Source organism: Streptomyces sp. NK15101, from assembly GCF_020400725.1.
GTDB lineage: Bacteria > Actinomycetota > Actinomycetes > Streptomycetales > Streptomycetaceae > Streptomyces.
The window spans coordinates 1-22,434 of sequence record NZ_JAINVG010000014.1; the positions used below are offsets into that span (position 1 = coordinate 1).

Sequence of the window (22,434 nt, forward strand, 5' to 3'; positions counted from 1 at the left end):
GCGCATATGCGGGCGTATATACCGTGAGGGCGGCACGGTTATGCGTGTGCGCATCGATTCGGCGATGTTCACCAGGCCGGCGAGCCCGAGTCCGAGCCGGTCGATCAGCTCCCCCACCGCCACCCGGACGCCCGGGTCGTCGGGGCTCGTGCGGAGCAGGTCGCGGGACTGCTGGAGCAGGGAGACCTCGGGGCCGGGGGCCCGGCCCGCGGCCGTGAGGAACGCGAGCGGGTCCGTCTCGACGTCGAGGCAGCCGCGGCTGCCGCAGTGACAGGGCCGGCCCTCGGGGTTGACCGTCAGATGGCCGACCTCCAGGGCGAGGCCCGAACTCCCCGTGTGCAGGCGGCCGTCGAGGACGAGCGCGCCGCCGACGCCCCGGTGGCCGGTGGCGACGCAGAGCAGGTCACGGGCGCCGCGCCCCGCGCCGTGGCGGTGCTCGGCGAGCGCGGCGAGGTTGACGTCGTTGCCCGTGAAGGCGGGGCCTTCGATGCCGGCGGCCCGCACCCGCTCGGCGAAGATCTCCCGGACCGGCGCTCCGGCGGGCCAGGCGAGGTGGAGCGGGTTGAGCGCCGTGCCCTCGGGCTCGGCCACGGCGGAGGGGGCGGCGAGTCCGGCGCCGACGCACCGGCGGCCGGTCTCCCGGAGCAGCGCGGCCCCCGCGTCGACGACGGCACCGAGGACCTGCGCGGGGTCGGCGGAGACGGTGACGCAGCCGGGGGCGGTGGCCACGATGGTGCCGCCGAGGCCGACGAGGGCGGCGCGGAAACCGTCCGCGTGGACCTGGGCGGCGAGGGCGACGGGGCCCTTCTCGTCGACGGCGAGGCGGTGGGAGGGCCGTCCCTGGGAGCCCGCGGCTGCACCGGGGTTGGAGTCGACGCGGATGAGGCCGAGGGCCTCCAGCTCGGCGGCGACGGCGCCCGCGGTGGCCCGGGTGACGCCGAGTTCGGCGGTGAGGACGGCCCGGGTCGGGGCCCTGCCGGTGTGCACCAGCTCCAGTGCGGGGCCGAGTGCGTTGCGCCCCCTGTCCAGCCGTGTCCGGGCCGTCGTCGCCTTGCCGTTCATGGTGGTGAGTCTCCCATGATCGGACCGGGGGGCCGTCCCCGCCCGGTTGATTCCCCCGCCCGTCGACCCCTATCCTGAGTTTGTGCCGCTACTAAACAAAGTACGGACGGCCCTACCGGGGGGCTCCGGCGGAGACACCGCCGCCCGCTCCCTGTCCCGCCTCCGCACCGCCCTGACCCTCTTCTTCGCCCTCGACGGCTTCCTGTTCGCCGGCTGGGTGGTCCGGATCCCCGCCGTCAAGGAGCAGACCGGCGCCTCGGCCGGCGACCTCGGCCTCGCCCTCCTGGGCGTCTCGGCGGGCGCCGTGATCACGATGACGCTGACCGGCCGGCTCTGCCGGCGGTACGGCTCCCACGCCGTCACCGTCGTCACCGCCGTCCTGCTCTCCCTCTCGGTCGCCCTCCCCGCCCTCACCCGGTCCCCGCTCGCGCTCGGCCTCGTGCTCCTCGTCTTCGGCGCCGCGTACGGCGGGATCAACGTGGCCATGAACAGCGCCGCCGTCGACCTCGTCACCGCGCTCCGACGGCCCGTGATGCCGAGCTTCCACGCCGCCTTCAGCCTCGGCGGCATGCTCGGCGCCGGCCTCGGCGGGCTGCTCGCCGGAAGCCTGTCCCCCGCCGCCCACCTGCTCGGCCTCACGGTCGCCGGCCTGACCCTGACCGCCGTCGCCGGTCCCGCACTGCTGCGCCGGCCCTCCCCCGTGCTCCCCGAGACCCTCCCGGCGCCGTCCGCGCCGGACGGCGCCGGGACGCGGACGGCCGGGTCACGCCGCACGGTCCTCGTCTTCGGGGTGATCGCGCTCTGCACCGCGTACGGCGAAGGGGCGCTGGCCGACTGGGGCGCCCTCCACCTCTCCCAGGACCTGCACGCGCACCCGGGTGTCGCCGCCGCCGGGTACTCCGTCTTCGCGCTGACCATGACCGCCGGCCGGCTCTCCGGGACCGCGCTGCTCGAACGCCTCGGCCAGACCCGCGCCCTGGTCGCGGGCGGCGCCACCGCCGCCCTCGGCATGCTGCTCGGCGCGCTCGCGCCGAGCGTCTGGGTCGCGCTCCTGGGCTTCGCGATCACCGGCCTCGGCCTCGCCAACATCTTCCCCGTCGCCGTGGCCCGCGCGGGCGCCGTCGCCGGCCCCGGCGGGGTCGCGACGGCCTCCACGCTCGGCTACGGGGGCATGCTGCTCGGCCCGCCCGCCATCGGCTTCCTCGCCGACCGCTTCTCCCTGCCGGTGGCCCTCACGACGGTCGCGGTGCTCGCCGCCGGCGCGGCGGTCATGGGCTACGGAGCGCGCAACGCGGGAGCCTCCCGGGACAGTTGAGCGGGCACACCCTGTGCGCCGCCGCTCCCGGACTGCCAGAATCCGCGGCATGGACACCCTGAAGATCACCGAGCACATCCAGGCGCTGGAGGCGGCCGGCCTCGGCCTCGCGGACGCCGCCGCCGAGGCCGGACCCGACGCGGAGGTGCCGACCTGCCCCGGGTGGCGGGTCCGGGACCTCCTCCGCCACACGGCCATGGTGCACCGCTGGGCCACGACCTTCGTGGCCGAGGGGCGCACCGCCTTCCACCCGGGCGAGGGCGAGACGACCCTCGACGGCGAGGAGCTGCTGGCCCACTTCCGCGAGGGTCACGCGCGGCTGGTCGCCGCCCTGCGCACGGCGCCGGAGACCCTGGAGTGCTGGACCTTCCTCCCGGCGCCCTCACCGCTCGCCTTCTGGGCGCGCCGCCAGGCGCACGAGACGACCGTCCACCGCGCGGACGCCGAGTCGGCGCTCGCCGGCGGTCCGGGGCCGGTGGACCCGGCGGTCGCCGCCGACGGAATCGACGAGCTGTTCGGCGCCTTCCACGCCCGCGACCGCAGCCGGGTGCGGACGCCCGAACCCCGGACCCTGCGGGTACGGACGACGGACACGGACGACGTCTGGACCGTCCGCCTGTCGCCGACGGACCCGCCCCGGACGGAGCGGGACTTCCACGTCACGGGCGGGACGGCCGACACCGAACTGAGCGGCCCGGCCGACCTGTTGTACCTGACCCTGTGGAACCGGCTGCCGGCCGGGGCCGTCACCCTGACCGGCGACGAGGAGATCCTCCGGGTCTGGCGGGAGACCTCGGCGATCACCTGGAGTTGAGCCCGGAGCCGCCGGGCCGGAAGTCGCCGGCCCGGCGCCCTCAGCCCAGCCAGCCGGGCCTGACCAGCCCCGACTCGTAGGCGAGTACGACGAGTTGGGCGCGGTCCCGGGCGCCGAGCTTCACCATGGCGCGGCTCACATGGGTCTTGGCGGTGAGCGGGCTCACGACCAACCGGCGGGCGATCTCCTCGTTCGACAGGCCGATCCCCACCAGGGCCATCACCTCCCGCTCCCGCTCGGTCAGGGCGCCCAGCGCGGCCGTCGCCGCCGGGGCCTTGGAGCGGGCGGCGAACTCCTCGATGAGCCGGCGGGTGACGCCCGGGGAGAGCAGCGCGTCCCCGTGGACGACCGCCCGCACGGCCCGCAGGAGCTCCTCCGGCTCGGTGTCCTTGACCAGGAAGCCGGAGGCGCCGGCGCGGATCGCCTCGAAGACGTACTCGTCGAGCTCGAAGGTGGTCAGCATGACGACCCGGACCTCGCCGAGGTCCGGGTCCCCGGTGAGGCGCCGGGTCGCCTCCAGGCCGTCGAGCCGGGGCATCCGGATGTCCATGAGCACGACGTCGGGGCGCAGGGCGCGGACCCGGTCCACGGCCTCCTCGCCGTCGGCGGCCTCGCCGGCCACCTCGATGTCGGGCTGGGCGTCGAGCAGCGCGCGGAACCCCGCCCGTACCAGCGACTGGTCGTCGGCGAGCAGGACACGGATCACGGACGGTTCTCCTCGGGTCTCGGGGCCTTCCCCGCCCCCGGGGCCTCCCGCGGGCCGAGGGGGAGGGCGGCGTGGACGCGGAAACCGCCGTCCGGGCGGGTGCCCGCCTCGATGGTGCCACCGAGGGCGGCGGCCCGCTCCCGCATTCCGGCGAGCCCGTTGCCGCTGCCGCCGGCCTCCGTGCCGGTGGCGGGGCCGTCGTCGTCGACGGTCAGCTCCAGGCGCCCGGAGCCGTGCCCGATCCCCACCCGGGCCGTACGCGAGCCGGAGTGCCGCACCACGTTGGTGAGCGCCTCCTGCACGATCCGGAAGGCGGCGAGGTCGGCGCCGGGCGGCAGGGCGGGCGGGGCGCCGCTCGTCGAGACGGTGACGGCGAGGCCCGCGGCGGCGGCCTGTTCGACGAGTTCGGGGAGCCGGTCGAGGCCGGGGGCCGGGGCGCGTGGCGCGTCACCGGGGGCACGGAGGGTGTCGAGGACCTGCCGGACCTCGCCGAGCGCCTCCTTGCTGGCCGCCTTGATGGTGGTCAGCGCGGTCCTGGCCTGCTCCGGATCGGAGTCCAGGAGGGCGAGTCCGACGCCCGCCTGCACGTTGATCACGGAGATCGAGTGGGCGAGCACGTCGTGGAGTTCGCGGGCGATGCGGAGCCGCTCCTCGTCGGCGCGCCGCCGCTCGGCGGCGGCCCGCTCGGCCCGCAGCTGGGCGCCCTGCTCCCGCCGCACCCGGACGGCCTCGGAGGCGGCGAGCACGGCCACCGCGAACGCCGCGGCCGGCAGCTCCTGCCCCCAGGGGGCGGGCCCGTCACCGGCCGGGGGCAGCCACCGGTAGAACCAGTGCGAGAGCAGCAGATGGCCCGCCCAGAGCAGGCCGACGGCCCACCAGGCGGCGGTCCGGTGCCCGTGGACGACGGCCGCGAAGCAGGCGACGGCCACCATGGCGAAGACCGGGCCGTACGGGTAGCCGGCCGCGAGGTACCCGAGGGTGACGGCCGCGACCGCGAACAGCACCGGCACGGGCCTGCGGTGACGGAACAGCAGCGGGACGGCCCCGAGCAGGAGCAGGGCCCGCCCGAGGGCGTCGAGCGTCTCCCGGTCCGGCTGGTTCCGCGCGGCGAACCCCGTTCCCGCCATGACGAGGGCGGCGATCAGCACCGTCGACCGCCAGGGCAGGCCCCGTCCGCTCCCCCGGCCCCGTTCCCGCGGCTCGCGCCGGGGCCCGCGGCCGTGCCCACGCCGGAGCTCACGGCCGTGCCCGTCCCGGGGCCTACGGCCGTGCCCGTCCCGGGGCCCGCAGCCGTCCCCGTCCCGGGGCCCGCGGCCGGGCCCGCCGCGGGGTCCGTCCGGCCGCTCCTCGTCCCTACCGGCTTCCATACCGGTCACGCTAGCCTCGACCGCCCGGCGCGCACGTCGGCCCGGCGGTGTGGTCGCTCCTACTCCCGCGGGAGTAGGAGCGGGGCGCTGGACGGTCGGGTCAGCCGCGCGGGAGCAGGCCCACGTCCCGGCCCAGCCGGCGGGCGGCCGTCGCGAAGAAGGCGTCGCGGTCCTCGACGACGCGGTGGAACTGGCCGAAGACCTCGAAGGAGACGAGGCCGAAGAGCTGCGACCAGGCGGCGACGAGCGCGACGGCGAGGGCCGGCGGGAGGTCAGGGGCGATGTCGGCGCGGATGCGGTCGGCTTCGGGGCGCAGGGCCTCCGGCAGCGGCGGGAGGGCGACGCCCTCGCCCGTGTGGGCCCGGCGGGCGATGTCGATGAGGACCAGGCCGACGCGGGAGGCGGGGACGATCGTGTCCTGGGGGGCGATGTATCCGGGGACCGGGGAGCCGTAGATGAGGGCGTACTCGTGGGGGTGGGCGACGGCCCAGGCGCGGACCGCCCGGCAGACGGCGGTCCAGCGGTCGAGGGGGCGCTCGGCCCCGGCCTCGGCGGCCGCCCGTTCGGCGGCGGCGCCGACGGCGTCGTAGGCGTCGACGATGAGGGCGGTGAGCAGGTCGTCGCGGCTGGGGAAGTAGCGGTAGAGCGCGGAGGACACCATGCCTAGCTCGCGGGCGACGGCCCGCAGGGACAGCTTGGCGGCGCCCTCGGCGGCGAGCTGGGCACGGGCCTCGTCCTTGATGGCGGCGGTGATCTCGATGCGGGCGCGGGCGCGGGCTCCTCGGACGGTCGTCATGGAGAGCAGTGTGCCACTTTCAGAGCACCGGAACGAAACGAGAGCACTGCTCTTGCTTGTGAGCATTGAACCGTGCACACTGATCTCAAGCGAGAGCAGCGCTCACAGTTCCCGTCCGTAGGACCCACCAGGAGGCCTTCATGTCCGCTCAGCCCCGCACCCCCTCTGCCGACGGCCCCTCCCCCGCCGCCACCCACGTCATGAAGCCCGGCTGGTTCACGGTGAACGTCTTCAACCGCGCCGTCGCCTGGATGACCCGCCGCGGCATCAGCGTCTGGGGCTCCCGCGTGCTGGCCGTCCGCGGCCGCAAGAGCGGCGAGTGGCGCCGCACCCCCGTCAACCTCCTGACGGTGGACGGCGCCCAGTACCTCGTCGCCCCCCGCGGCCACGTCCAGTGGACGCACAACATGCGGGCCGCCGGCGGCGGGCAGCTGCACCTCGGCAAGCACGTGCAGGAGTTCACGGCGGTCGAGGTGGCCGACGACGACAAGCCCGTCCTGCTCCGCGCCTACCTCAAGCGCTGGAAGGCCGAGGTCGGCGTCTTCTTCGGCGGCGTCGGCCCCGACTCGTCCGTGGAGGAGCTGCGGGCCATCGCCCCGAAGCACCCGGTCTTCCGCATCACGACGACGGGCCCCGCCACCCCGGCGGCGTGACGCGGCCGGGGCGACGGGGCCCGTGAGGAACGGTCAGACCTCTTCCGAGGCGCTCTCCGGCTCGGACGCCGCGCGCTCGCGCGGGCTGACGCCCCGCCCCGCCGGACCGACACCGCTCGACGTGTCCATCCGCTTGTCGAGGAGCTCCAGGGCCCGCCGGGCCATGCCGTTCGAGCGGACCATGCCGCCGAGCGTGGCCGCGCCGCGGGTGATGTCGGCGAAGGCGTTCCAGGCCGGCCGCAGTCCCGTTATCGTCGCGTGCAGCAGTCCCGGCCGCCGCTCGAAGACGGCGAGCATCCGCCGCCCGACCGCCATCTCGACACCGAGCCCCGCCTTGATGGCGAAGGCGTAGTTCAGGGCCTGGCGCCGCGCGTCGACCGCGTCGTTCGACTCGGCGACCCGCACCGCCCACTCGCCGGCGAGACGGCCCGAGCGCAGTGCGTACGAGATGCCCTCGCGCGTCCACGGCTCCAGGAGACCGGCCGCGTCGCCGCAGACCAGGACCCGGCCGCGGGAGAGCGGCGAGTCGTCGGTGCGGCAGCGCGTCAGATGGCCGGAGGAGATCGTGGGCTCGAAGCCGGCGAGACCGAGCCGGGCGACGAAGTCCTCCATGTACCGCTTGGTCGCGGCACCCTCGCCGCGCGCCGAGATGACGCCGACGGTCAGCGTGTCGCCCTTGGGGAACACCCAGCCGTAACTGCCGGGCATCGGACCCCAGTCGATCAGGACGCGCCCCTTCCAGTCCTCCGCCACGGACGGCGGCACGGGGATCTCCGCCTCCAGGCCCAGGTCGACCTGGCCGAGCTTCACCCCCACGTGGGCGCCTATCCGGCTGGCACTGCCGTCGGCGCCGACGACCGCGCGCGCGAGGACGGTCTCGCCGTCGGAGAGGACGACGGCGACGGTCCGCCGGTCCGGCACGGCCGGGCCGTGCTGTTCCACCCGGGTCACCGTGGCACCGGTCCGCAGTTCGGCGCCGGCCTTCTGCGCGTGCTCGACGAGCTGCGCGTCGAACTCCGGACGGTTGATGAGCCCGAAGAGCATCCGGCGCGAGCGGCGGGTGCGGGCGAAGCGCCCCTCCAGGGAGAAGGTGACGGCGTGGACCCGGTCCTGGAGGGGCAGTTCGAAGCCCGGCGGGAGCGAGTCCCGGGAGGGGCCGATGATGCCGCCGCCGCAGGTCTTGTACCGGGGCAGCTCGGACTTCTCCAGGAGCAGCACCCGTCGGCCGGCGACCGCCGCCGCGTAGGCCGCGGACGCGCCGGCCGGCCCGGCGCCGACGACCACGACGTCCCAGACGTCCGCCGGCTCCCGGTCGGGCTCGTCGTCCGCCCGGACCGGTGCCTCGTCCGGCGCCGCCTCGTCGGGGAGCCGCGCCGCCTCCGCGTCCGGGCTGCCGGCGGCCTCAGGAGCCGCGCCCTCGGGCTCGGTGTGCTCCGGACCGGCGTTCTCTGCGTGCTCGCTGCTCACGTGTGCTTCTGCTCCTGATCCGACCGGTGGTCTGCTCCTGACGCATCCTACGGCGCGGTAGCCAGGGGGCCGCCCGTAGGATCGACGGTGCGTTCGCCCTACCACGACATACGGCGGACGCTTCCTTACGTCGTAACGTCGCACCCATCAGGAGCGTGCCCATGACCTCGAATCCGATCGCCGAGACCGTCCGGTCGCTGATGCCCCGGGCCAAGGCCGAACTCACGGAGCTGGTCGCGTTCGAGTCGGTGGCGGACGAGGCCGTGGCGCCCCGCAGCGAGTGCGAGGCCGCGGCGAACTGGGTCGCGGACGCCCTGCGCGCCGAGGACTTCGAGGACGTGGCGCTGCTCGACACCCCGGACGGCTCGCAGTCCGTGTACGGCGTCCTGCCCGGCCCGGCCGGCGCGCCGACCGTCCTCCTGTACGCCCACTACGACGTGCAGCCGAAGCTGGACGAGTCCGTCTGGCTCTCCCCGCCGTTCGAGCTGACCGAGCGGGACGGCCGCTGGTACGGGCGCGGCACCGCCGACTGCAAGGGCGGCTTCATCATGCACCTGCTCGCGCTGCGCGCCCTCAAGGCGAACGGCGGCGTGCCGGTGACGGTCAAGGTCATCGTCGAGGGCTCGGAGGAGCAGGGCACCGGCGGTCTGGAGCGGTACGCGGAGCAGCACCCCGAGCTCCTCGCGGCCGACGCCATCGTGATCGGCGACGCGGGCAACTTCCGCGTGGGCCTGCCGACCGTGACCGCGACCCTGCGCGGCATGACGATGATCCGGGTCACGATCGACACCCTGGAGGGCAACCTGCACTCCGGCCAGTTCGGCGGTGCCGCGCCCGACGCGCTGGCCGCGCTGATCCGCGTCCTGGACTCGCTGCGGGGCCCGGACGGCTCCACCGTCATCGACGGCCTCGCGGGCGACCAGGTGTGGGAGGGCCTCCAGTACCCGGAGGAGGACTTCCGTCAGGACGCCAAGGTGCTGACGGGCGTGTCCCTGCCGGGCTCCGGCACGGTCGCCGACCGGATCTGGGCGCGCCCGGCGGTCACGGTCATCGGCATCGACGCCCACCCGGTGGCCGGCGCGACCCCGTCGGTCCCGAAGTCGGCGCGCGCGCAGATCAGCCTGCGGGTGCCGCCGGGCGAGGACGCGGCCGAGGTGACGAAGCTGCTCTTCGCGCACATCGAGAAGCACACGCCGTGGGACGCCCGGGTGTCCCTGGAGCAGGTCGGCCAGGGCCAGCCGTTCCAGGCGGACACCTCGAGCCCGGCGTACGCGTCGATGGCCGAGGCGATGCGGATCGCGTACCCCGGCGAGGAGATGCAGACGGCGGGCATGGGCGGCTCGATCCCGCTGTGCAACACGCTGGCCTCGCTCTACCCGGAGTCGGAGATCCTGCTGATCGGTCTGAGCGAGCCGGAGGCGCAGATCCACGCGCCGAACGAGTCCGTCTCGCCGGAGGAGCTGGAGCGGCTCTCGGTGGCCGAGGCGCACTTCCTCGTCAACTACGCGCGCTCGAAGCAGGTCTGACGGCAGGTCCGACACCTGATCGGGTTCAGCGCTCGGCGAAGCTCGCCGAGAGCGTAGAAGCACACGGCGGACCTGCGCGGATGCGTAGGTTCGCCGTATGGCTTCCATCGAACTCGGCAGGATCACCCCGCGACTCCACCTCCTCGACTTCTCCATCGGCCAGGCGTACCTGTGGCAGGACGAGGAGGAACTGACCCTGATCGACGCCGGCTGGGCCGGCACGGCGGACGGCACCGCCGCGGCGATACGGTCGGCCGGCCTGGATCCGGACCGGCTGCGCCGGATCGTGCTGACCCACTGCCACCGGGACCACGTGGGCTCGGCCCAGGAGCTCGCGGACCGGCACGGGGCCGAGATCCTCGCGCACCGGCTGGACGCGCCGGTGATCAGGGGCGAGGCGCCGGTCCCGGAGCCCGACCTCCTGGACTGGGAGCGTCCGATCTTCGAGCACGGCCTGACCTCGCCGGAGGCGCCGCCGACCCGGGTGGACCGGGAGGTCGAGGACGGCGAGGAGCTGGGCTTCGGCGACGGCGCCGTGGTCGTCCACGCCCCGGGCCACACCCCCGGCTCGATCGCCGTCCACCTCCCGCGCCACGGCGTGCTGTTCACCGGGGACACGGTGGCCTCGGTGCCGGACGTCATGTTCGGCGTCCTCCACGTCGACCGCGCCCTCGCCCTGGACTCGATGCGGGCCCTCGCGAAGCTCGCGCCCTCGGTGCTGTGCTGCGGGCACGGAGCACCGGTGACGACGGACACGGCGGAGCGGCTGACGGCGGCCGCCGCGGCGGCCCGGGCGTAGGCCGGGACTCGGCCCGCCGGGTCGACTCAGCCCACCGGGTCGCCCGCCTCCAGGTTGAGGACCGTGCCGCGTTCGCGGGCGCGCAGGGCCCAGTGCAGGCGGCGGTAGCGGACGGGGGGCAGCAGCTCGGCGGCCTCCTCCTCGGTGACGAACCGCCAGTCGCGGAGTTCGGCGCCGGGGAGGTGGAGGCGCTCGGTGTCGGCGGTGCGGAGCGTTCCGCCGTCGAAGAGGAGGCGCAGGCCGCCGTAGCCGGGAGGCTTCGGGCGTTCCCAGTCGACGAGCAGCAGACGGGGCACGGCGTCCAGTTCGAGGCCGATCTCCTCGGCGACCTCCCGCATGCCGGCCCGGGCCGGGGGTTCGCCGGGCTCGACGACGCCGCCGGGGAACTCCCAGCCGGGCTTGTAGGTGGGGTCGACGAGGAGGAACCGGTCCTGCTCGTCGAAGAGCAGGACGCCGGCGGCGAGGGTCTCGCCGGTCGGCTCGGGTGTCTGGACGATGCCGCAGGGCGCGATCCGGTCGGCCCGGACCGCGTCGGCGACGGCCCGGGCGGTCTCGGCCGCGGTGAGGGCCGAGTTGTCGAGGGTGTACGCGTCGTCGGCGAGCCAGTCGAGGGCGGCGCGGTACGGCGGGATGTGCGCGTGGCACCACTCCCTGACGCGGGCGTCCACCTCGGGGTCGCCGTACTCCGCCCGGTTGTCGATCCGCTGCCGCAGGATCGTTTCCTCCGGGGCGAGCAGCACATGGCGCACGTCGATGCGGCGGGCGGCGAGCCCACCGAAGATCTCGTCCCGGTATTCCTGGCGCAGCAGGGTCATCGGAACGACCAGGACGCCGCCGACCTCGGCGAGCAGGGCGGCGGCGGTGTCGACGACCAGGCGCCGCCAGATCGGCAGGTCCTGGTAGTCCTCGACCTCGGCGAGCCGCTTGGCCGGCAGCAGCCGGCGCAGTCCCCCGCCCGTGACCTCGGGGTCGTACAGGGTGCTGTTCGGGATCAGATCGACCAGCTCGCGCGCGGTGCTGGACTTTCCCGCGCCGAAACCACCGTTGATCCAGACGATCACGTTTCCCCCTCATCGGTAGCCCCCAGTGGCTTGCCCGCAACACCCTGCCACGGAAACCACGAACACATGTCTCGGCATGTGCGTGACACTTCCGGGCGGCTCTCGTTGAGAACGGCGAGCACGAGGGGGTGCGGAGATGAGCAGTCGTACGGTTCTCGAACGGTTTCCGGCCGGCGGCCCGCGGGGCAGCTGGCCGGCGGAGGAGTTCGCCGGCGCGCGGCGCGAGGAAGGGGTGCCGGCCCGAGTGGTGATGGACCTGGAGTCCGACGCGTTCCTGGTGGTCGTCGAACAGCGGGCGCCGGAGCGGGTACGGGAGTGAGTCCTGTACGGAGATGAGCGGGGCACGGGAGCGGGCCGGGCACGGGAGCGGGCCGGTCCCCGGTGAAGGGCGCCCGGGATCAGGAGGCCGGGTGGGCCATCGCTGCCGCGGCCGCGCCGAGGAGGCCCGCGTCCGTGCCCGTGACGGCGGGGACGACCGTCAGGTTCCGGACGAAGGAGAGCGTGGCGTAGGTGCGGAGGCTGCGCCGGAGCGGGGCGAAGAGGACCTCGCCGGCGCCCGCCACCCCGCCGCCGACGACCGCGACGTCGATCTCGACGAGAGCCGCGGTGGCGGCGATGCCCGCCGCGAGCGCCTGGGCCGCGCGCTCGAACGAGGCGACGGCGACCGGGTCCCCGGCGTGTGCGGCCGCGGCCACCGCGGCGGCGGAGGCGTCGCCGTCCGGGCCCGGCCGCCAGCCGTTCTCCAGGGCGCGGCGGGCGAGGTGCGGGCCGCTGGCGAGGCGCTCGACGCAGCCGCGCCCGCCGCACGCGCAGGGCTCGCCGTCGAGGTCCACCGGGATGTGGCCGATGTGACCGGCGTTGCCGGTGGGGCCGGAGTGGACCCGGCCGTCGAGCACGAGGCCGCCGCCGACGCCCGTGGAGACCACGAGGCAGAGGGCATGGGAATGGCCCCGGGCGGCTCCGAGCCAGTGCTCGGCGGCCGTCATGGCGACGCCGTCGCCGACGAGGGTGACCGGCCGGCCGGCCGTGATCCGGCGGACCTCCTCGACGAGCGGGTAGTCGCGCCAGCCGGGCACGTTCACGGGGCTGACGGTCCCGCGGGAGGCGTCGACCGGGCCCGCGCTGCCGATGCCGACGGCCCCGGCGGACTCCCACAGCGGGGAGTCCGCGAGGTCGGCGAGCACCGCCTCGACCGCCGCCATCACCGTCTCGCCGTCCTCACGCGCGGGCGTGGGCCGCTGGGAGCGGAGGCGGATGCGGCCCTCCCCGTCGACCAGCGCGCCGGCGATCTTGGTGCCCCCGACGTCGAGGGCGGCGACGAGGCCCGTGGCGGGGTCGGTGTCCATGCGCGCGAAGCCTCCGTCGGCGGCGGGAGCGGGAAGTCGTTCTCTACAGTCTCCCAGGGATGACAACGTTGTCCAGGGCCTATGCTCGAACCGAGATCGACTCGACACCCTCCGGAGGAACCGCGCACCGTGGCCGACATCGCCCGCCCCGAGCCCCGCTACGGCAATCGGCCCACGATGAAGGACGTCGCCGCCCGCGCGGGCGTCGGCCTCAAGACGGTGTCCCGGGTCGTCAACGGCGAGCCGGGCGTCACCCCGGACACCGAGCGCCGGGTGCGGGAGGCCATCGAGGCGCTGGGCTTCCGCCGCAACGACAGCGCGCGCGTTCTGCGCAAGGGCCGGACGGCGACCGTCGGGCTGGTCCTGGAGGACCTCGCCGACCCCTTCTACGGGCCGCTCAGCCGGGCGGTCGAGGAGGTGGCGCGGGAGCACGGGGCCCTGCTGTTCAACGGCTCCAGCGCCGAGGACCCGGACCGGGAGCAGGAACTGGCGCTCGCGCTGTGCGCGCGGCGCGTGGACGGACTGATCGTCATCCCGGCGGGCGGCGACCACCGTTACCTCGAGCCGGAGATCCGGGCGGGCGTCGCCACCGTGTTCGTCGACCGCCCGGCGGGCGGGATCGACGCGGACGTCGTCCTCTCGGACAGCTTCGGCGGCGCGCGGGCCGGGGTGGCGCACCTCGTCGCGCACGGCCACCGGCGGATCGGCTTCATCGGCGACCGGCCCCGCATCCACACCGCGAGGGAGCGGCTGCGCGGCTACCGGGCGGCGATGGAGGACGCGGGTCTCGACGTGGCCGACGCGTGGGTGTCGCTCGGCCCGACCGGCCCGGAGCGGGTGGCGGAGGCGGCCGAGGCGATGCTCTCCGGGCCGGAGCCGGTGACGGCGCTGTTCGCGGGCAACAACCGGGTGACGGTCACCGCCGTGCGGGTCCTCGCCGGCCGTGAACGCCCGGTCGCCCTCGTCGGCTTCGACGACATCGAGCTCGCCGACCTGCTGGGGATCACGGTCATCGCCCAGGACGCGGCCGCGCTCGGCCGGACGGCGGCGAAGCGGCTCTTCCGGCGGCTGGAGGGGGCCGACGAGGCGCCGGCCACGGTGGTCCTGGACACCCGCCTGATCGCCCGCGGCTCGGGCGAGATCCCGCCGGCCGAGGACTGACGCCCGCCCCGGCCCGTACACCCGCGCGGGACTCCGCGTCCCCGGCCCGTGCTCCCAGCGGGCCCGCCCCCGCCAGGAAGGCCGCATGACGGTCCGGAGCCACGGCTCGGGCCGGGCCGCACGGCGGCCCGGCACCGGAATCGCCGTGGCCGCGGCCGCCGTCGGACTCCTGGCGGGGTGACCGGCCGTCGGCCCGGCGCCCGTTCAGCAGATCGGGAGGCCGGGCACGGGCCGGTCGTTGTCACCGCCCTTGATGTAGACGACGCTGAAGTACACGTTGGTGTTGCCGCTGTCGTCGTCGGTCCTGGCCCACCAGACGTTGGTCCACTGGCCGTACGTCTCGCGGCGGCCCAGGTCGACCTGGCAGTAGAAGTAGTTCGTGCCGGCGTTCAGGATGCCCATCTCGCCGCCGTCGTGACGGTACGTCTTCTCGGTGCGCCACACCTGGCAGTCGTACTTCCCGCCGCCGCTGGGGACGCAGCCGCCGGACGCGGGGCTCGGGGACGCGCCGCCGCCCGTCGTGCCCGAACCGCCGCCGGACGTTCCGCCGGTGCTGCCGCTCGTCACCGGCGCCCCGGTCGTCCTCGACGGGGACGGGGACGCGGGAGAGGACGAGGAGGAGGACGGGGACGAGGACCGGCTCGGGCTCGCGGACGACGGCTTCTTCGCGTCCCCCTCGGAGGGCGTCGCGGACGCGGACGGGCTCTCGGTGGCGGTCGCTCCCGCCCCGGGCGCTCCCGAGTCGAGGACCCGGCCGGGCTCGGCGCCCGGGCTCGCCGGCGCCTGTCCGTCGGCCAACCGCCCCTCCTGCGGGCCGCCGTCCCGGCCGACCAGGGCGTACGTGACGCCGCCGCCGACCAGCAGGACGCCCGCGACCGCCGCGGCGACCAGGGCGCCCGAACGGTTCCGTCCGGCCCGCCCGCGCGTGGCCGAGCGCCCCGTCGGCGCGGTGGCGGCGTACGCCACGGGTCCGGACGGCACCCCGGGCATCGGCACCGGGCCGCCGGGGCCGGGCGCGCCCATGGCCGTCCCCGCGGCCGGCGGCACGGCCGGCCCGAAACCCCCGGGGCGGTGCGGTGCGGCGTCGTGCTCGGTGGGCGCCCACAGATGCGGGGCGCCGGGGGCCGGTGCGTGGGGGCCGCCGGGCCGGGCGTCCGGGGCCGCGGGCCCTTCGCCCCGGCCCGAAGGCGCCGCGCCGGGGCCCGCGGTCGGCATGCCCGGGGCGTCGACGGCCGGGGGCCACGGGCCGGCGGCCCCGGGTGCCCCGGCCGGTCCGCCCGGTGCCACGCCCTGCAGGCCCGGCGCCGCGGCGTCCCGTCCCTCCGCGACCGCGGTCAGCAGGCGGGCGGCCGTCCGGGCGTCCGGGCGCCGGGCCGGGTCCTTGTCGAGGAGCCGGGCCAGGACCGGGGCGAGGGGCCCGGCGAGGCGGGGGGCCGGAAGGGGCTCCACCACGATGGCGTTCAGGGTCTGCCAGGTGGAGGTGCGGCGGAACGGGGAGGTGCCCTCGACGGCCGCGTACAGGGTGGCGCCGAGCGCCCAGACGTCCGAGGCGGGGCCCGGCTGCTGCCCCTGGGCGCGCTCGGGCGCCAGGTAGTCGAGCGAGCCGACGATCTCTCCGCTGCGCGTCAGATGGGTGGCGGAGCCGTCGCCGGGGTCGTCCATCGTGGCGATGCCGAAGTCGGTGAGGACGACCCGGCCCCCGCGGTCGAGGAGCACGTTGCCGGGCTTCACGTCGCGGTGGAGCACGCCCGCGTCGTGCGCGGCGGCCAGCGCCTCCAGGACGGCGGCGCCGATCTGCGCGGCCTCCCTGGGGTCGAGGGTGCCCCGTTCGCCGAGGACGCCGTCGAGGGAGGGGCCGTCGATGAGTTCCATGACGATGACCGGGCGGCCCTCGTGCTCGGTCACGTCGTGGACGGCGATGACTCCGGGATGCCGGACCCGGGCCGCCGCCCGCGCCTCGCGCTGCATCCGCAGCCTCAGGTCCTCCAGTTCGGGACCCGACGCGTCGTTGTAGGTGCGCAGTTCCTTGACGGCCACCTCACGGCCGAGGACCTCGTCGACCGCGCGCCAGACGACGCCCATGCCGCCGCGCCCGAGTTGCCGCACCGCTCTGTAGCGGCCGGCGAGCCGCTCGTACTCCCCCGATGACACCGATGCCCCGTTCCCTGTGGCTGCGTTGGACGCGTACAGAGTACGGGGCGGTGGCGGGCTCCCCGGGAGCGCCCGGTTACTGGGCGGTCGCCGTCAGGTCGCCCCGGCGCGGGGCGGCGAAGCGGTCGAGGTCGGCGCGGGTCATGCCGGTGAGGGCGTCGACCTCGGCGGTGTCGAGGGCGCCGCACTGGAGGCCGCGCAGCAGGTAGGAGGAGAGGGCCTTGGCCGTGGCGGGCTCGTCCATGACGTCGCCGCCGGCGTGGTTGGCGTAGGCGGAGAGGCGCTTGGCGGCGGTCTCGAAGCCCTCGCGGTAGAAGGCGAAGACGGCGGCGTAGCGGGTGGGGATGTGACCGGGGTGCATGTCCCAGCCCTGGTAGTAGGCACGGGCCAGGGCGCGGCGGGTGAGGCCGTAGTGCAGGCGCCAGGCCTCGTGGACGTGCTCGGTGGAGCCGACGGGCAGGACGTTGGTGGAGCCGTCGGAGACGCGGACGCCGGTGCCGGCGGCGGCGACCTGCATGATCGCCTTGGCGTGGTCGGCGGCGGGGTGGTCGCTGGCCTGGTAGGCGGCGGAGACGCCGAGGCAGGCGCTGTAGTCGAAGGTGCCGTAGTGCAGTCCGGTGGCGCGGCCCTCGGCGGCGCCGATCATGCGGGCGACGGCGGCGGTGCCGTCGGCGGCGAGGATGGACTGGCTGGTCTCGATCTGGATCTCGAAGCCGAGGCGGCCGGCGTCGAGGCCGTGGGCCTTCTCGAAGGCCTCCAGGAGGCGGACGAAGGCGGAGACCTGCTCGGGGTAGGTGACCTTGGGGAGGGTGAGGACGAGGCCGTCGGGGAGGCCGCCGTTCTCCAGGAGGCCGGTGAGGAAGACGTCGGTGGTGCGGATGCCCCGGTCGCGTACGGCGGCCTCCATGCACTTCATCCGGATGCCCATGTACGGGGCGGCCGTGCCGTTCGCGTACGCCTCGGAGATCAGGCGGGCGGCGCGGGCGGCGTCCTGATCCTCGTCCTGGCCCGCGTAGCCGTCCTCGAAGTCGACGCGGAGGTCCTCGACGGGCTCGCGCTCCAGCTTGGCGCGCACGCGGCCGTAGACGTCCTCGGCGAGGTCGTCGGAGAGGCCGAGGACGGCGGCGAAGGAGGCGGCGTCGGGGGCGTGCTCGTCGAGGGCGGCGAGGGCCTGGGCACCCCAGGAGCGGATGGTGCCGGCGTCGAAGACGTTGCCGGGGACGTAGACGGTGTGGACGGGCTGGCGGGTGCCGGGGTCTCCCGGGTAGCGGCGGTCGAGCTCGGCGTCCACCGCGGCGAGGGAGGCGCTGATGCCCTCGCTGACCGCGCCCGCGAGGCTCGTCGACACCTTCTCCTGCTGACCCATCCTGCATCCTCCTGTTTTCCGCTGCACGGAATCAACAATCCGTATAGCGAAGTTAGTGGGCGGCCGGGACCTGAGTCAATGGTTGTCCGAAACGGCCGGGGGCCGCACGGCGACAGATCGCCGTGCGGCCCCGGGACCGACAGAACCGCAGGTCATCAGCCCTTGCGGGACTTGACCTCTTCGGTGAGCTGCGGGACGACGTCGAAGAGGTCGCCCACCACGCCGTAGTCGACGAGGTCGAAGATCGGCGCCTCGGCGTCCTTGTTGATCGCGACGATCGTCTTCGAGGTCTGCATGCCCGCGCGGTGCTGGATCGCACCCGAGATGCCGGAGGCGATGTACAGCTGCGGCGAGACCGACTTGCCGGTCTGGCCGACCTGGTTGGAGTGCGGGTACCAGCCGGCGTCCACCGCGGCGCGCGAGGCGCCGACGGCCGCACCGAGCGAGTCGGCGAGGGCCTCGATGATCGCGAAGTTCTCGGCGCCGTTGACGCCGCGGCCGCCGGAGACCACGATCGCGGCCTCGGTCAGCTCGGGGCGGCCGGTCGACTCGCGCGGAGTGCGCGAGGTGACCTTGGTGCCGGTGGCCTTCTCCGAGAAGGAGACGGCGAGCGCCTCGACGGCGCCGGCGGCCGGGGCGGCCTCCACGGGGGCCGAGTTCGGCTTGACCGTGATGACCGGGGTGCCCTTGGAGACACGGGACTTGGTGGTGAAGGAGGCGGCGAACGCGGACTGCGTGGCGACCGGGCCCTCGTCACCGGCCTCCAGGTCCACGGCGTCGGTGATGATGCCGGAGCCGATGCGCACCGCGAGGCGGGCGGCGATCTCCTTGCCCTCGGCGGAGGACGGGACGAGCACGGCGGCCGGGGAGACGGCCTCGTACGCGGCCTGCAGGGCCTCGACCTTGGGGACGACGAGGTAGTCGGCGAACTCGGCGGCCTCGGCCGTCAGGACGCGGGTGGCGCCGTGCTCGCCGAGGACGGCGGCGGTGTCGGCGGCGCCGTTGCCCAGCGCGACGGCGACCGGCTCGCCGAGGCGGCGGGCGAGGGTCAGCAGCTCCAGGGTGGGCTTGCGGACGGCTCCGTCGACGTGGTCGACGTAGACGAGAATCTCAGCCATGGGACTTCAATCTCCTGCGAACGAAAAGGGGCGGTCTGGTGCGGGCTCGCGCGAGCCTCGGATGAACTTCCGGCTCGCGAGACTGCCCCTTAGATGAACTTCTGCTCCGCAAGGAAGGCGGCCAGCTGCTTGCCGCCCTCGCCCTCGTCCTTGACGATCGTGCCGGCGGTGCGGGCCGGACGCTCGGCGGCGGAGTCGACCGCGGTCCAGGCGCCCTCCAGGCCGACCTCCTCGGCCTCGATCTCGAGGTCGGAGAGGTCCAGGGACTCCACCGGCTTCTTCTTGGCGGCCATGATGCCCTTGAAGGACGGGTAACGCGCCTCGCCCGACTGGTCCGTCACGGAGACGACGGCCGGCAGCGAGGCCTGCAGCTGCTCGGAGGCGGTGTCGCCGTCACGGCGGCCCGTCACGACGCCGTCCTCGATCTTGACCTCGGAGAGCAGGGTGACCTGCGGGACGCCCAGCCGCTCGGCCAGGATGGCCGGCAGGACGCCCATGGTGCCGTCGGTGGAGGCCATGCCGGCGATGACGACGTCGTAGCCGACCTTCTCGATCGCCTTGGCCAGCACCAGCGAGGTGCCCATGACGTCGGTGCCGTGCAGGTCGTCGTCCTCGACGTGGACGGCCTTGTCGGCGCCCATGGACAGCGCCTTGCGCAGCGCGTCCTTGGCGTCCTCCGGGCCGACGGTCAGCACGGTGACCTCGGCCTCGTCGGCCTCCTCGGCGATCTGGAGCGCCTGCTCGACCGCGTACTCGTCGAGCTCCGACAGCAGGCCGTCGACGTCGTCGCGGTCCACCGTCAGGTCATCGGCGAAGTGCCGGTCGCCGGTGGCGTCGGGCACGTACTTCACACAGACAACGATCCTCAAGCTCACGCCGGCTCTCCTACTGCATCGTCATAACTGGGCTGCCTTGTTGCTCGCAGCATAGGCGCCTGAAGGGCGGGTTTCCGGTCGGGGCGCCGGACGCCCCGAGCGAAATATTACTCGCCAGTACACCCAGTCCGTTACCAGTGAGCAAGCGCTCAGGCATGTGACCTTGCCAACGCGCGGAGAGCGGCGCGCACGGGAACCCTCAGTCGCGCAGCGCGTTGAAGCGGCCGTGGTGGTAGAGCAGCGGCCGCCCCGTCCCGTCCGGGTCCCCGGCGACCGCCTGCGCGATGACGATCCGGTGGTCCCCGGCGGGCACCCGGGCCACCACGCGGCAGACCAGCCAGGCGAGGACGCCGTCGAGCACGGGCACGCCCTCGGGGCCGATGCTCCAGCGGGTCCCCTCGCCGAAGCGGTCGGCGCCGCTGCACGCGAAGATGGCCGCGAGCTCCTGCTGGTGCTCGCCGAGTATGTGCACGCCGATGAACTCGGCCTCGGAGACGACGGGCCAGCTGGAGGAGCCCGTGCCCACCCCGAAGGAGATCAGCGGGGGCTCGGCGGCGACGGAGTTGAGCGAGGTGGCGGTGAAGCCGACGGGGCGCTCGCCGTGCGCGGTGATGACCGCGACACCGGCGGCGTGCCGGCGGAAGACGGAGCGGAGCAGATCGGGGGAGGCCTGCCGGGGTGCGCCGATCGTGGGAACGGTACGGAGTTCGGGCGAAACCGTCATGGAGTTGTCCTTCTGCGAGGGCGTCATGAGAGGAGTCCTGGGGTGGTCAGACACCCGGACAGCGCGCGCTCGCGTTGCGGGCCAGATCCACGTGGGCCCGGCCGTAGAGAAGGAGTTCTATGGGCACTCCGTCAGGGTGACGATGGGTGGTCGGCGCAGTCAAGTGCGTACCGGGATGTGGGAGAAGTGTCACGACGTCAGACGGCCCGTCCCAGGGCGGCGATGACGTCCGCCCGGCGGGGCTGTCCGGCGGCCCTGCGGACGACGCGCCCTGCGGCGTCGAGGACGAGGACGGTGGGGGTGCGGACGACGCCGAGTTCGCGCACGAGGTCGAGGCGCTCCTCGGCGTCGATCTCCACGTGCCCCACGCCCGGCACCATGGCGGCGACCTCGGCGAGGGTGCGGCGGGTGGCCCGGCAGGGCTGACAGAAGGCCGTCGAGAACTGGACGAGGGTGGCCCTCTCCCCCAGTGCGGCGCCGAGCGCCTCCGGCCCCAGGACCTCGGTCATTCCACTCCCCTTTCGCTCTTGCGCTCCTCCCGGTGCAGCGTCGCACAGCGCCGATCGATTCCCGCCACGACCACCGCGAGTGACGAGAATCTCCCCGTACGAAGCCGTCTGGACTGGTCACCAGGCCGCGCATGGGGCACGATCTGCCCAAAGCCGAAAACCTACGGCCGCGTAACTTCGCCGGGAGAACCCGCTCCGGGCAGCTGAAGAAGAGGTTCCTCTCCGATGGCAGAACTCGTCTATCGACCGGTCATCGGCGCCGCTCTGACCATGTTCAAGGCGCTCGACCTGAAGATCGACACGCAGGGTTCGGAACACATCCCGCGGACCGGCGGCGCGGTGCTCGTGAGCAACCACATCAGCTATCTGGACTTCATCTTCACCGGCCTCGCGGCCCTCCCGCAGAAGCGCCTGGTGCGCTTCATGGCGAAGGACTCGGTCTTCAAGCACAAGATCTCGGGACCGCTCATGCGCGGCATGAAGCACATCCCGGTGGACCGCGCCCAGGGCGAGCACGCCTACAAGCACGCCCTGGAATCGCTGCGGGCCGGCGAGATCATCGGCGTCTTCCCCGAGGCGACCATCTCGCAGTCCTTCACGCTGAAGGGCTTCAAGACGGGTGCGGCGCGCCTGGCGCAGGAGGCGGGCGTCCCGCTGATCCCGATGGCGCTGTGGGGCACCCAGCGGCTGTGGACGAAGGGCCGGCCGCGGAACTTCAAGCGGAGCCACATCCCGGTGACCATCCGCGTCGGGGAGCCGGTCGAGGCCCCCTCCGACCAGTACGCGGGCGCGATCACGCGGCGGCTGCGCGAGCGCGTCCAGGAGCTCCTGGAGGCCGCGCAGCGCGCCTACCCGGTCCGCCCCAAGGACGCGAGCGACACCTGGTGGGTGCCCGCGCACCTCGGCGGCACGGCTCCGACGCCGGCCCAGGTCAAGGAAGCCGGCTGACGGAACCGCCCCCTCCCGCCGCCCCGCTGGTCAGAGCTCGGCCGGCAGCGTCCGGTCGAGGGCGGGCCGGTCCGGGGCGGCCTTCAGGACGCCCAGGACGACCGGGTGCGGCTCGGCGTACAGCTCCGGGTAGTCCGTCTCGCCGAGTTCCGGCCGTACGCGCCGGGCCAGCCGCTCCCCTCCCAGCGAGAAGCGGGCGTCGATGCCCGGCCCGTTTCCCCGCACGTCCTGGCGGGCCCAGGCGCCCTCGCCGGGCAGCAGGACGGCGACCAGGCCGTGGATCACCGGGTCCGAGCCGTCGTCCTCGGTGAGCCGCTGGTAGCAGAGGGCCGCGGGGATGCCGCGGGCCCGCAGGAGCGCGGCGTACGCGAGGGACTTGGCGTAGCAGATGCCGGTGCGCCGCTCCAGGACGTCGGAGGCGCGCCAGGTGACGCGGAGGTCGCCGGAGTCCATGGAGTGCGGGATGGAGTCGCGGACGTACACATAGGCCGCTTCGGCGTATGAGTATGCGTCGGGGTGATCGTCGGCGAGGCGGTCGGACACCGCCCTGACGAGCGGGTGTTCATGGTCGACGGACTCGCTCGCCGCGAGATATGCCTCGATGTCAGGGTACTGCTGGATGAGTTCCATGCGGGATGACCCTATGAAGACGGCCGGACGGAGTCAATGA

At 74.5% G+C, this 22,434-nt stretch carries 22 protein-coding genes; 8 read left to right on the top strand and 14 right to left on the bottom strand.

Features of this window, described 5'->3' with window-relative positions:
* A partial coding sequence (locus K7G60_RS10540) for an ROK family protein (protein WP_225800561.1) occupies window positions 1-1,062 on the bottom strand: 1,062 nt, incomplete at its 3' end.
* An 82-nt stretch (window positions 1,063-1,144) separates the two neighbouring features.
* On the opposite strand from K7G60_RS10540, the gene K7G60_RS10545 reads away from it, so the two are divergent.
* Together K7G60_RS10545 and K7G60_RS10550 are read left to right on the top strand one after the other, a co-directional pair.
* Window positions 1,145-2,377: an MFS transporter gene (locus K7G60_RS10545; RefSeq protein WP_225800562.1), complete on the top strand. Its 1,233-nt coding sequence runs from the start codon at window positions 1,145-1,147 to the stop codon at window positions 2,375-2,377.
* A gap of 58 nt (window positions 2,378-2,435) precedes the next feature.
* A complete protein-coding gene (locus tag K7G60_RS10550; protein WP_225800663.1) occupies window positions 2,436-3,191 on the top strand; it encodes a maleylpyruvate isomerase family mycothiol-dependent enzyme in 756 nt (251 codons plus the stop codon).
* A gap of 40 nt (window positions 3,192-3,231) precedes the next feature.
* On the opposite strand, the gene K7G60_RS10555 is transcribed toward K7G60_RS10550, so the two are convergent.
* The 3 genes from K7G60_RS10555 to K7G60_RS10565 form a co-directional block, all read right to left on the bottom strand.
* Window positions 3,232-3,897 carry a response regulator transcription factor gene (locus K7G60_RS10555; RefSeq protein WP_225800563.1) on the bottom strand — a complete coding sequence of 222 codons (666 nt, stop codon included), beginning with the start codon at window positions 3,895-3,897 and terminating at the stop codon, window positions 3,232-3,234.
* A complete protein-coding gene (locus K7G60_RS10560) occupies window positions 3,894-5,264 on the bottom strand; it encodes a sensor histidine kinase (protein ID WP_374115618.1) in 1,371 nt (456 codons plus the stop codon). Before K7G60_RS10560 ends, K7G60_RS10555 begins: the two co-directional genes overlap by 4 nt.
* A gap of 100 nt (window positions 5,265-5,364) precedes the next feature.
* Complete coding sequence (locus tag K7G60_RS10565) at window positions 5,365-6,060, bottom strand: TetR/AcrR family transcriptional regulator (protein ID WP_225800564.1); 696 nt, start codon at window positions 6,058-6,060, stop codon at window positions 5,365-5,367.
* Between the two features lie 140 nt (window positions 6,061-6,200).
* Here K7G60_RS10565 and K7G60_RS10570 point away from each other — a divergent pair, with 140 nt between their 5' ends.
* A complete protein-coding gene (locus tag K7G60_RS10570) occupies window positions 6,201-6,713 on the top strand; it encodes a nitroreductase family deazaflavin-dependent oxidoreductase (protein WP_225800565.1) in 513 nt (170 codons plus the stop codon).
* A 33-nt stretch (window positions 6,714-6,746) separates the two neighbouring features.
* Here the strand turns inward: K7G60_RS10570 and K7G60_RS10575 are convergent, their stop codons facing one another.
* Window positions 6,747-7,997 carry a geranylgeranyl reductase family protein gene (locus K7G60_RS10575; RefSeq protein ID WP_225800665.1) on the bottom strand — a complete coding sequence of 417 codons (1,251 nt, stop codon included), beginning with the start codon at window positions 7,995-7,997 and terminating at the stop codon, window positions 6,747-6,749.
* Window positions 7,998-8,341: 344 nt separating this feature from the next.
* Here K7G60_RS10575 and K7G60_RS10580 point away from each other — a divergent pair, with 344 nt between their 5' ends.
* Both K7G60_RS10580 and K7G60_RS10585 read left to right on the top strand, forming a co-directional pair.
* The gene (locus K7G60_RS10580) at window positions 8,342-9,706 is read left to right on the top strand and encodes a dipeptidase (protein ID WP_225800566.1); all 1,365 of its coding nucleotides are present in this window, start codon (window positions 8,342-8,344) and stop codon (window positions 9,704-9,706) included.
* A gap of 97 nt (window positions 9,707-9,803) precedes the next feature.
* Window positions 9,804-10,505 carry an MBL fold metallo-hydrolase gene (locus K7G60_RS10585; RefSeq protein ID WP_263985754.1) on the top strand — a complete coding sequence of 234 codons (702 nt, stop codon included), beginning with the start codon at window positions 9,804-9,806 and terminating at the stop codon, window positions 10,503-10,505.
* A gap of 26 nt (window positions 10,506-10,531) precedes the next feature.
* On the opposite strand, the gene K7G60_RS10590 is transcribed toward K7G60_RS10585, so the two are convergent.
* A complete protein-coding gene (locus K7G60_RS10590; RefSeq protein ID WP_225800567.1) occupies window positions 10,532-11,566 on the bottom strand; it encodes an NUDIX hydrolase in 1,035 nt (344 codons plus the stop codon).
* A gap of 136 nt (window positions 11,567-11,702) precedes the next feature.
* Between K7G60_RS10590 and K7G60_RS10595 the strand changes: the two genes are divergently transcribed.
* A complete protein-coding gene (locus tag K7G60_RS10595; protein ID WP_225800568.1) occupies window positions 11,703-11,885 on the top strand; it encodes a hypothetical protein in 183 nt (60 codons plus the stop codon).
* 79 nt (window positions 11,886-11,964) lie between these two features.
* Here the strand turns inward: K7G60_RS10595 and K7G60_RS10600 are convergent, their stop codons facing one another.
* The gene (locus tag K7G60_RS10600; protein WP_225800569.1) at window positions 11,965-12,912 is read right to left on the bottom strand and encodes an ROK family protein; all 948 of its coding nucleotides are present in this window, start codon (window positions 12,910-12,912) and stop codon (window positions 11,965-11,967) included.
* A 129-nt stretch (window positions 12,913-13,041) separates the two neighbouring features.
* On the opposite strand from K7G60_RS10600, the gene K7G60_RS10605 reads away from it, so the two are divergent.
* The gene (locus K7G60_RS10605; protein ID WP_225800570.1) at window positions 13,042-14,073 is read left to right on the top strand and encodes a LacI family DNA-binding transcriptional regulator; all 1,032 of its coding nucleotides are present in this window, start codon (window positions 13,042-13,044) and stop codon (window positions 14,071-14,073) included.
* Window positions 14,074-14,277: 204 nt separating this feature from the next.
* On the opposite strand, the gene K7G60_RS10610 is transcribed toward K7G60_RS10605, so the two are convergent.
* From K7G60_RS10610 to K7G60_RS10635, 6 genes are all read right to left on the bottom strand, one after another.
* Window positions 14,278-16,224 carry a serine/threonine-protein kinase gene (locus tag K7G60_RS10610; protein ID WP_225800571.1) on the bottom strand — a complete coding sequence of 649 codons (1,947 nt, stop codon included), beginning with the start codon at window positions 16,222-16,224 and terminating at the stop codon, window positions 14,278-14,280.
* Window positions 16,225-16,300: 76 nt separating this feature from the next.
* On the bottom strand, window positions 16,301-17,590 hold the full coding sequence (locus K7G60_RS10615; RefSeq protein WP_225800572.1) for an aldolase/citrate lyase family protein: 1,290 nt from the start codon (window positions 17,588-17,590) through the stop codon (window positions 16,301-16,303).
* Window positions 17,591-17,745: 155 nt separating this feature from the next.
* Window positions 17,746-18,708 (bottom strand): electron transfer flavoprotein subunit alpha/FixB family protein, encoded by a 963-nt coding sequence (locus K7G60_RS10620; RefSeq protein WP_225800573.1) that lies wholly within the window; start codon window positions 18,706-18,708, stop codon window positions 17,746-17,748.
* A gap of 89 nt (window positions 18,709-18,797) precedes the next feature.
* The gene (locus K7G60_RS10625) at window positions 18,798-19,583 is read right to left on the bottom strand and encodes an electron transfer flavoprotein subunit beta/FixA family protein (RefSeq protein ID WP_225800574.1); all 786 of its coding nucleotides are present in this window, start codon (window positions 19,581-19,583) and stop codon (window positions 18,798-18,800) included.
* Window positions 19,584-19,782: 199 nt separating this feature from the next.
* Window positions 19,783-20,307, bottom strand: coding sequence for a flavin reductase family protein (locus K7G60_RS10630; protein ID WP_225800667.1), 525 nt, complete (start codon window positions 20,305-20,307; stop codon window positions 19,783-19,785).
* A 197-nt stretch (window positions 20,308-20,504) separates the two neighbouring features.
* Window positions 20,505-20,816 (bottom strand): thioredoxin family protein, encoded by a 312-nt coding sequence (locus tag K7G60_RS10635; RefSeq protein ID WP_225800575.1) that lies wholly within the window; start codon window positions 20,814-20,816, stop codon window positions 20,505-20,507.
* A gap of 225 nt (window positions 20,817-21,041) precedes the next feature.
* On the opposite strand from K7G60_RS10635, the gene K7G60_RS10640 reads away from it, so the two are divergent.
* Window positions 21,042-21,764, top strand: coding sequence for a 1-acyl-sn-glycerol-3-phosphate acyltransferase (locus K7G60_RS10640; protein WP_225800576.1), 723 nt, complete (start codon window positions 21,042-21,044; stop codon window positions 21,762-21,764).
* A gap of 30 nt (window positions 21,765-21,794) precedes the next feature.
* Here K7G60_RS10640 and K7G60_RS10645 read toward each other — a convergent pair whose 3' ends face one another.
* On the bottom strand, window positions 21,795-22,394 hold the full coding sequence (locus K7G60_RS10645; RefSeq protein WP_225800577.1) for a transglutaminase family protein: 600 nt from the start codon (window positions 22,392-22,394) through the stop codon (window positions 21,795-21,797).
* Window positions 22,395-22,434 lie beyond the last annotated feature (40 nt).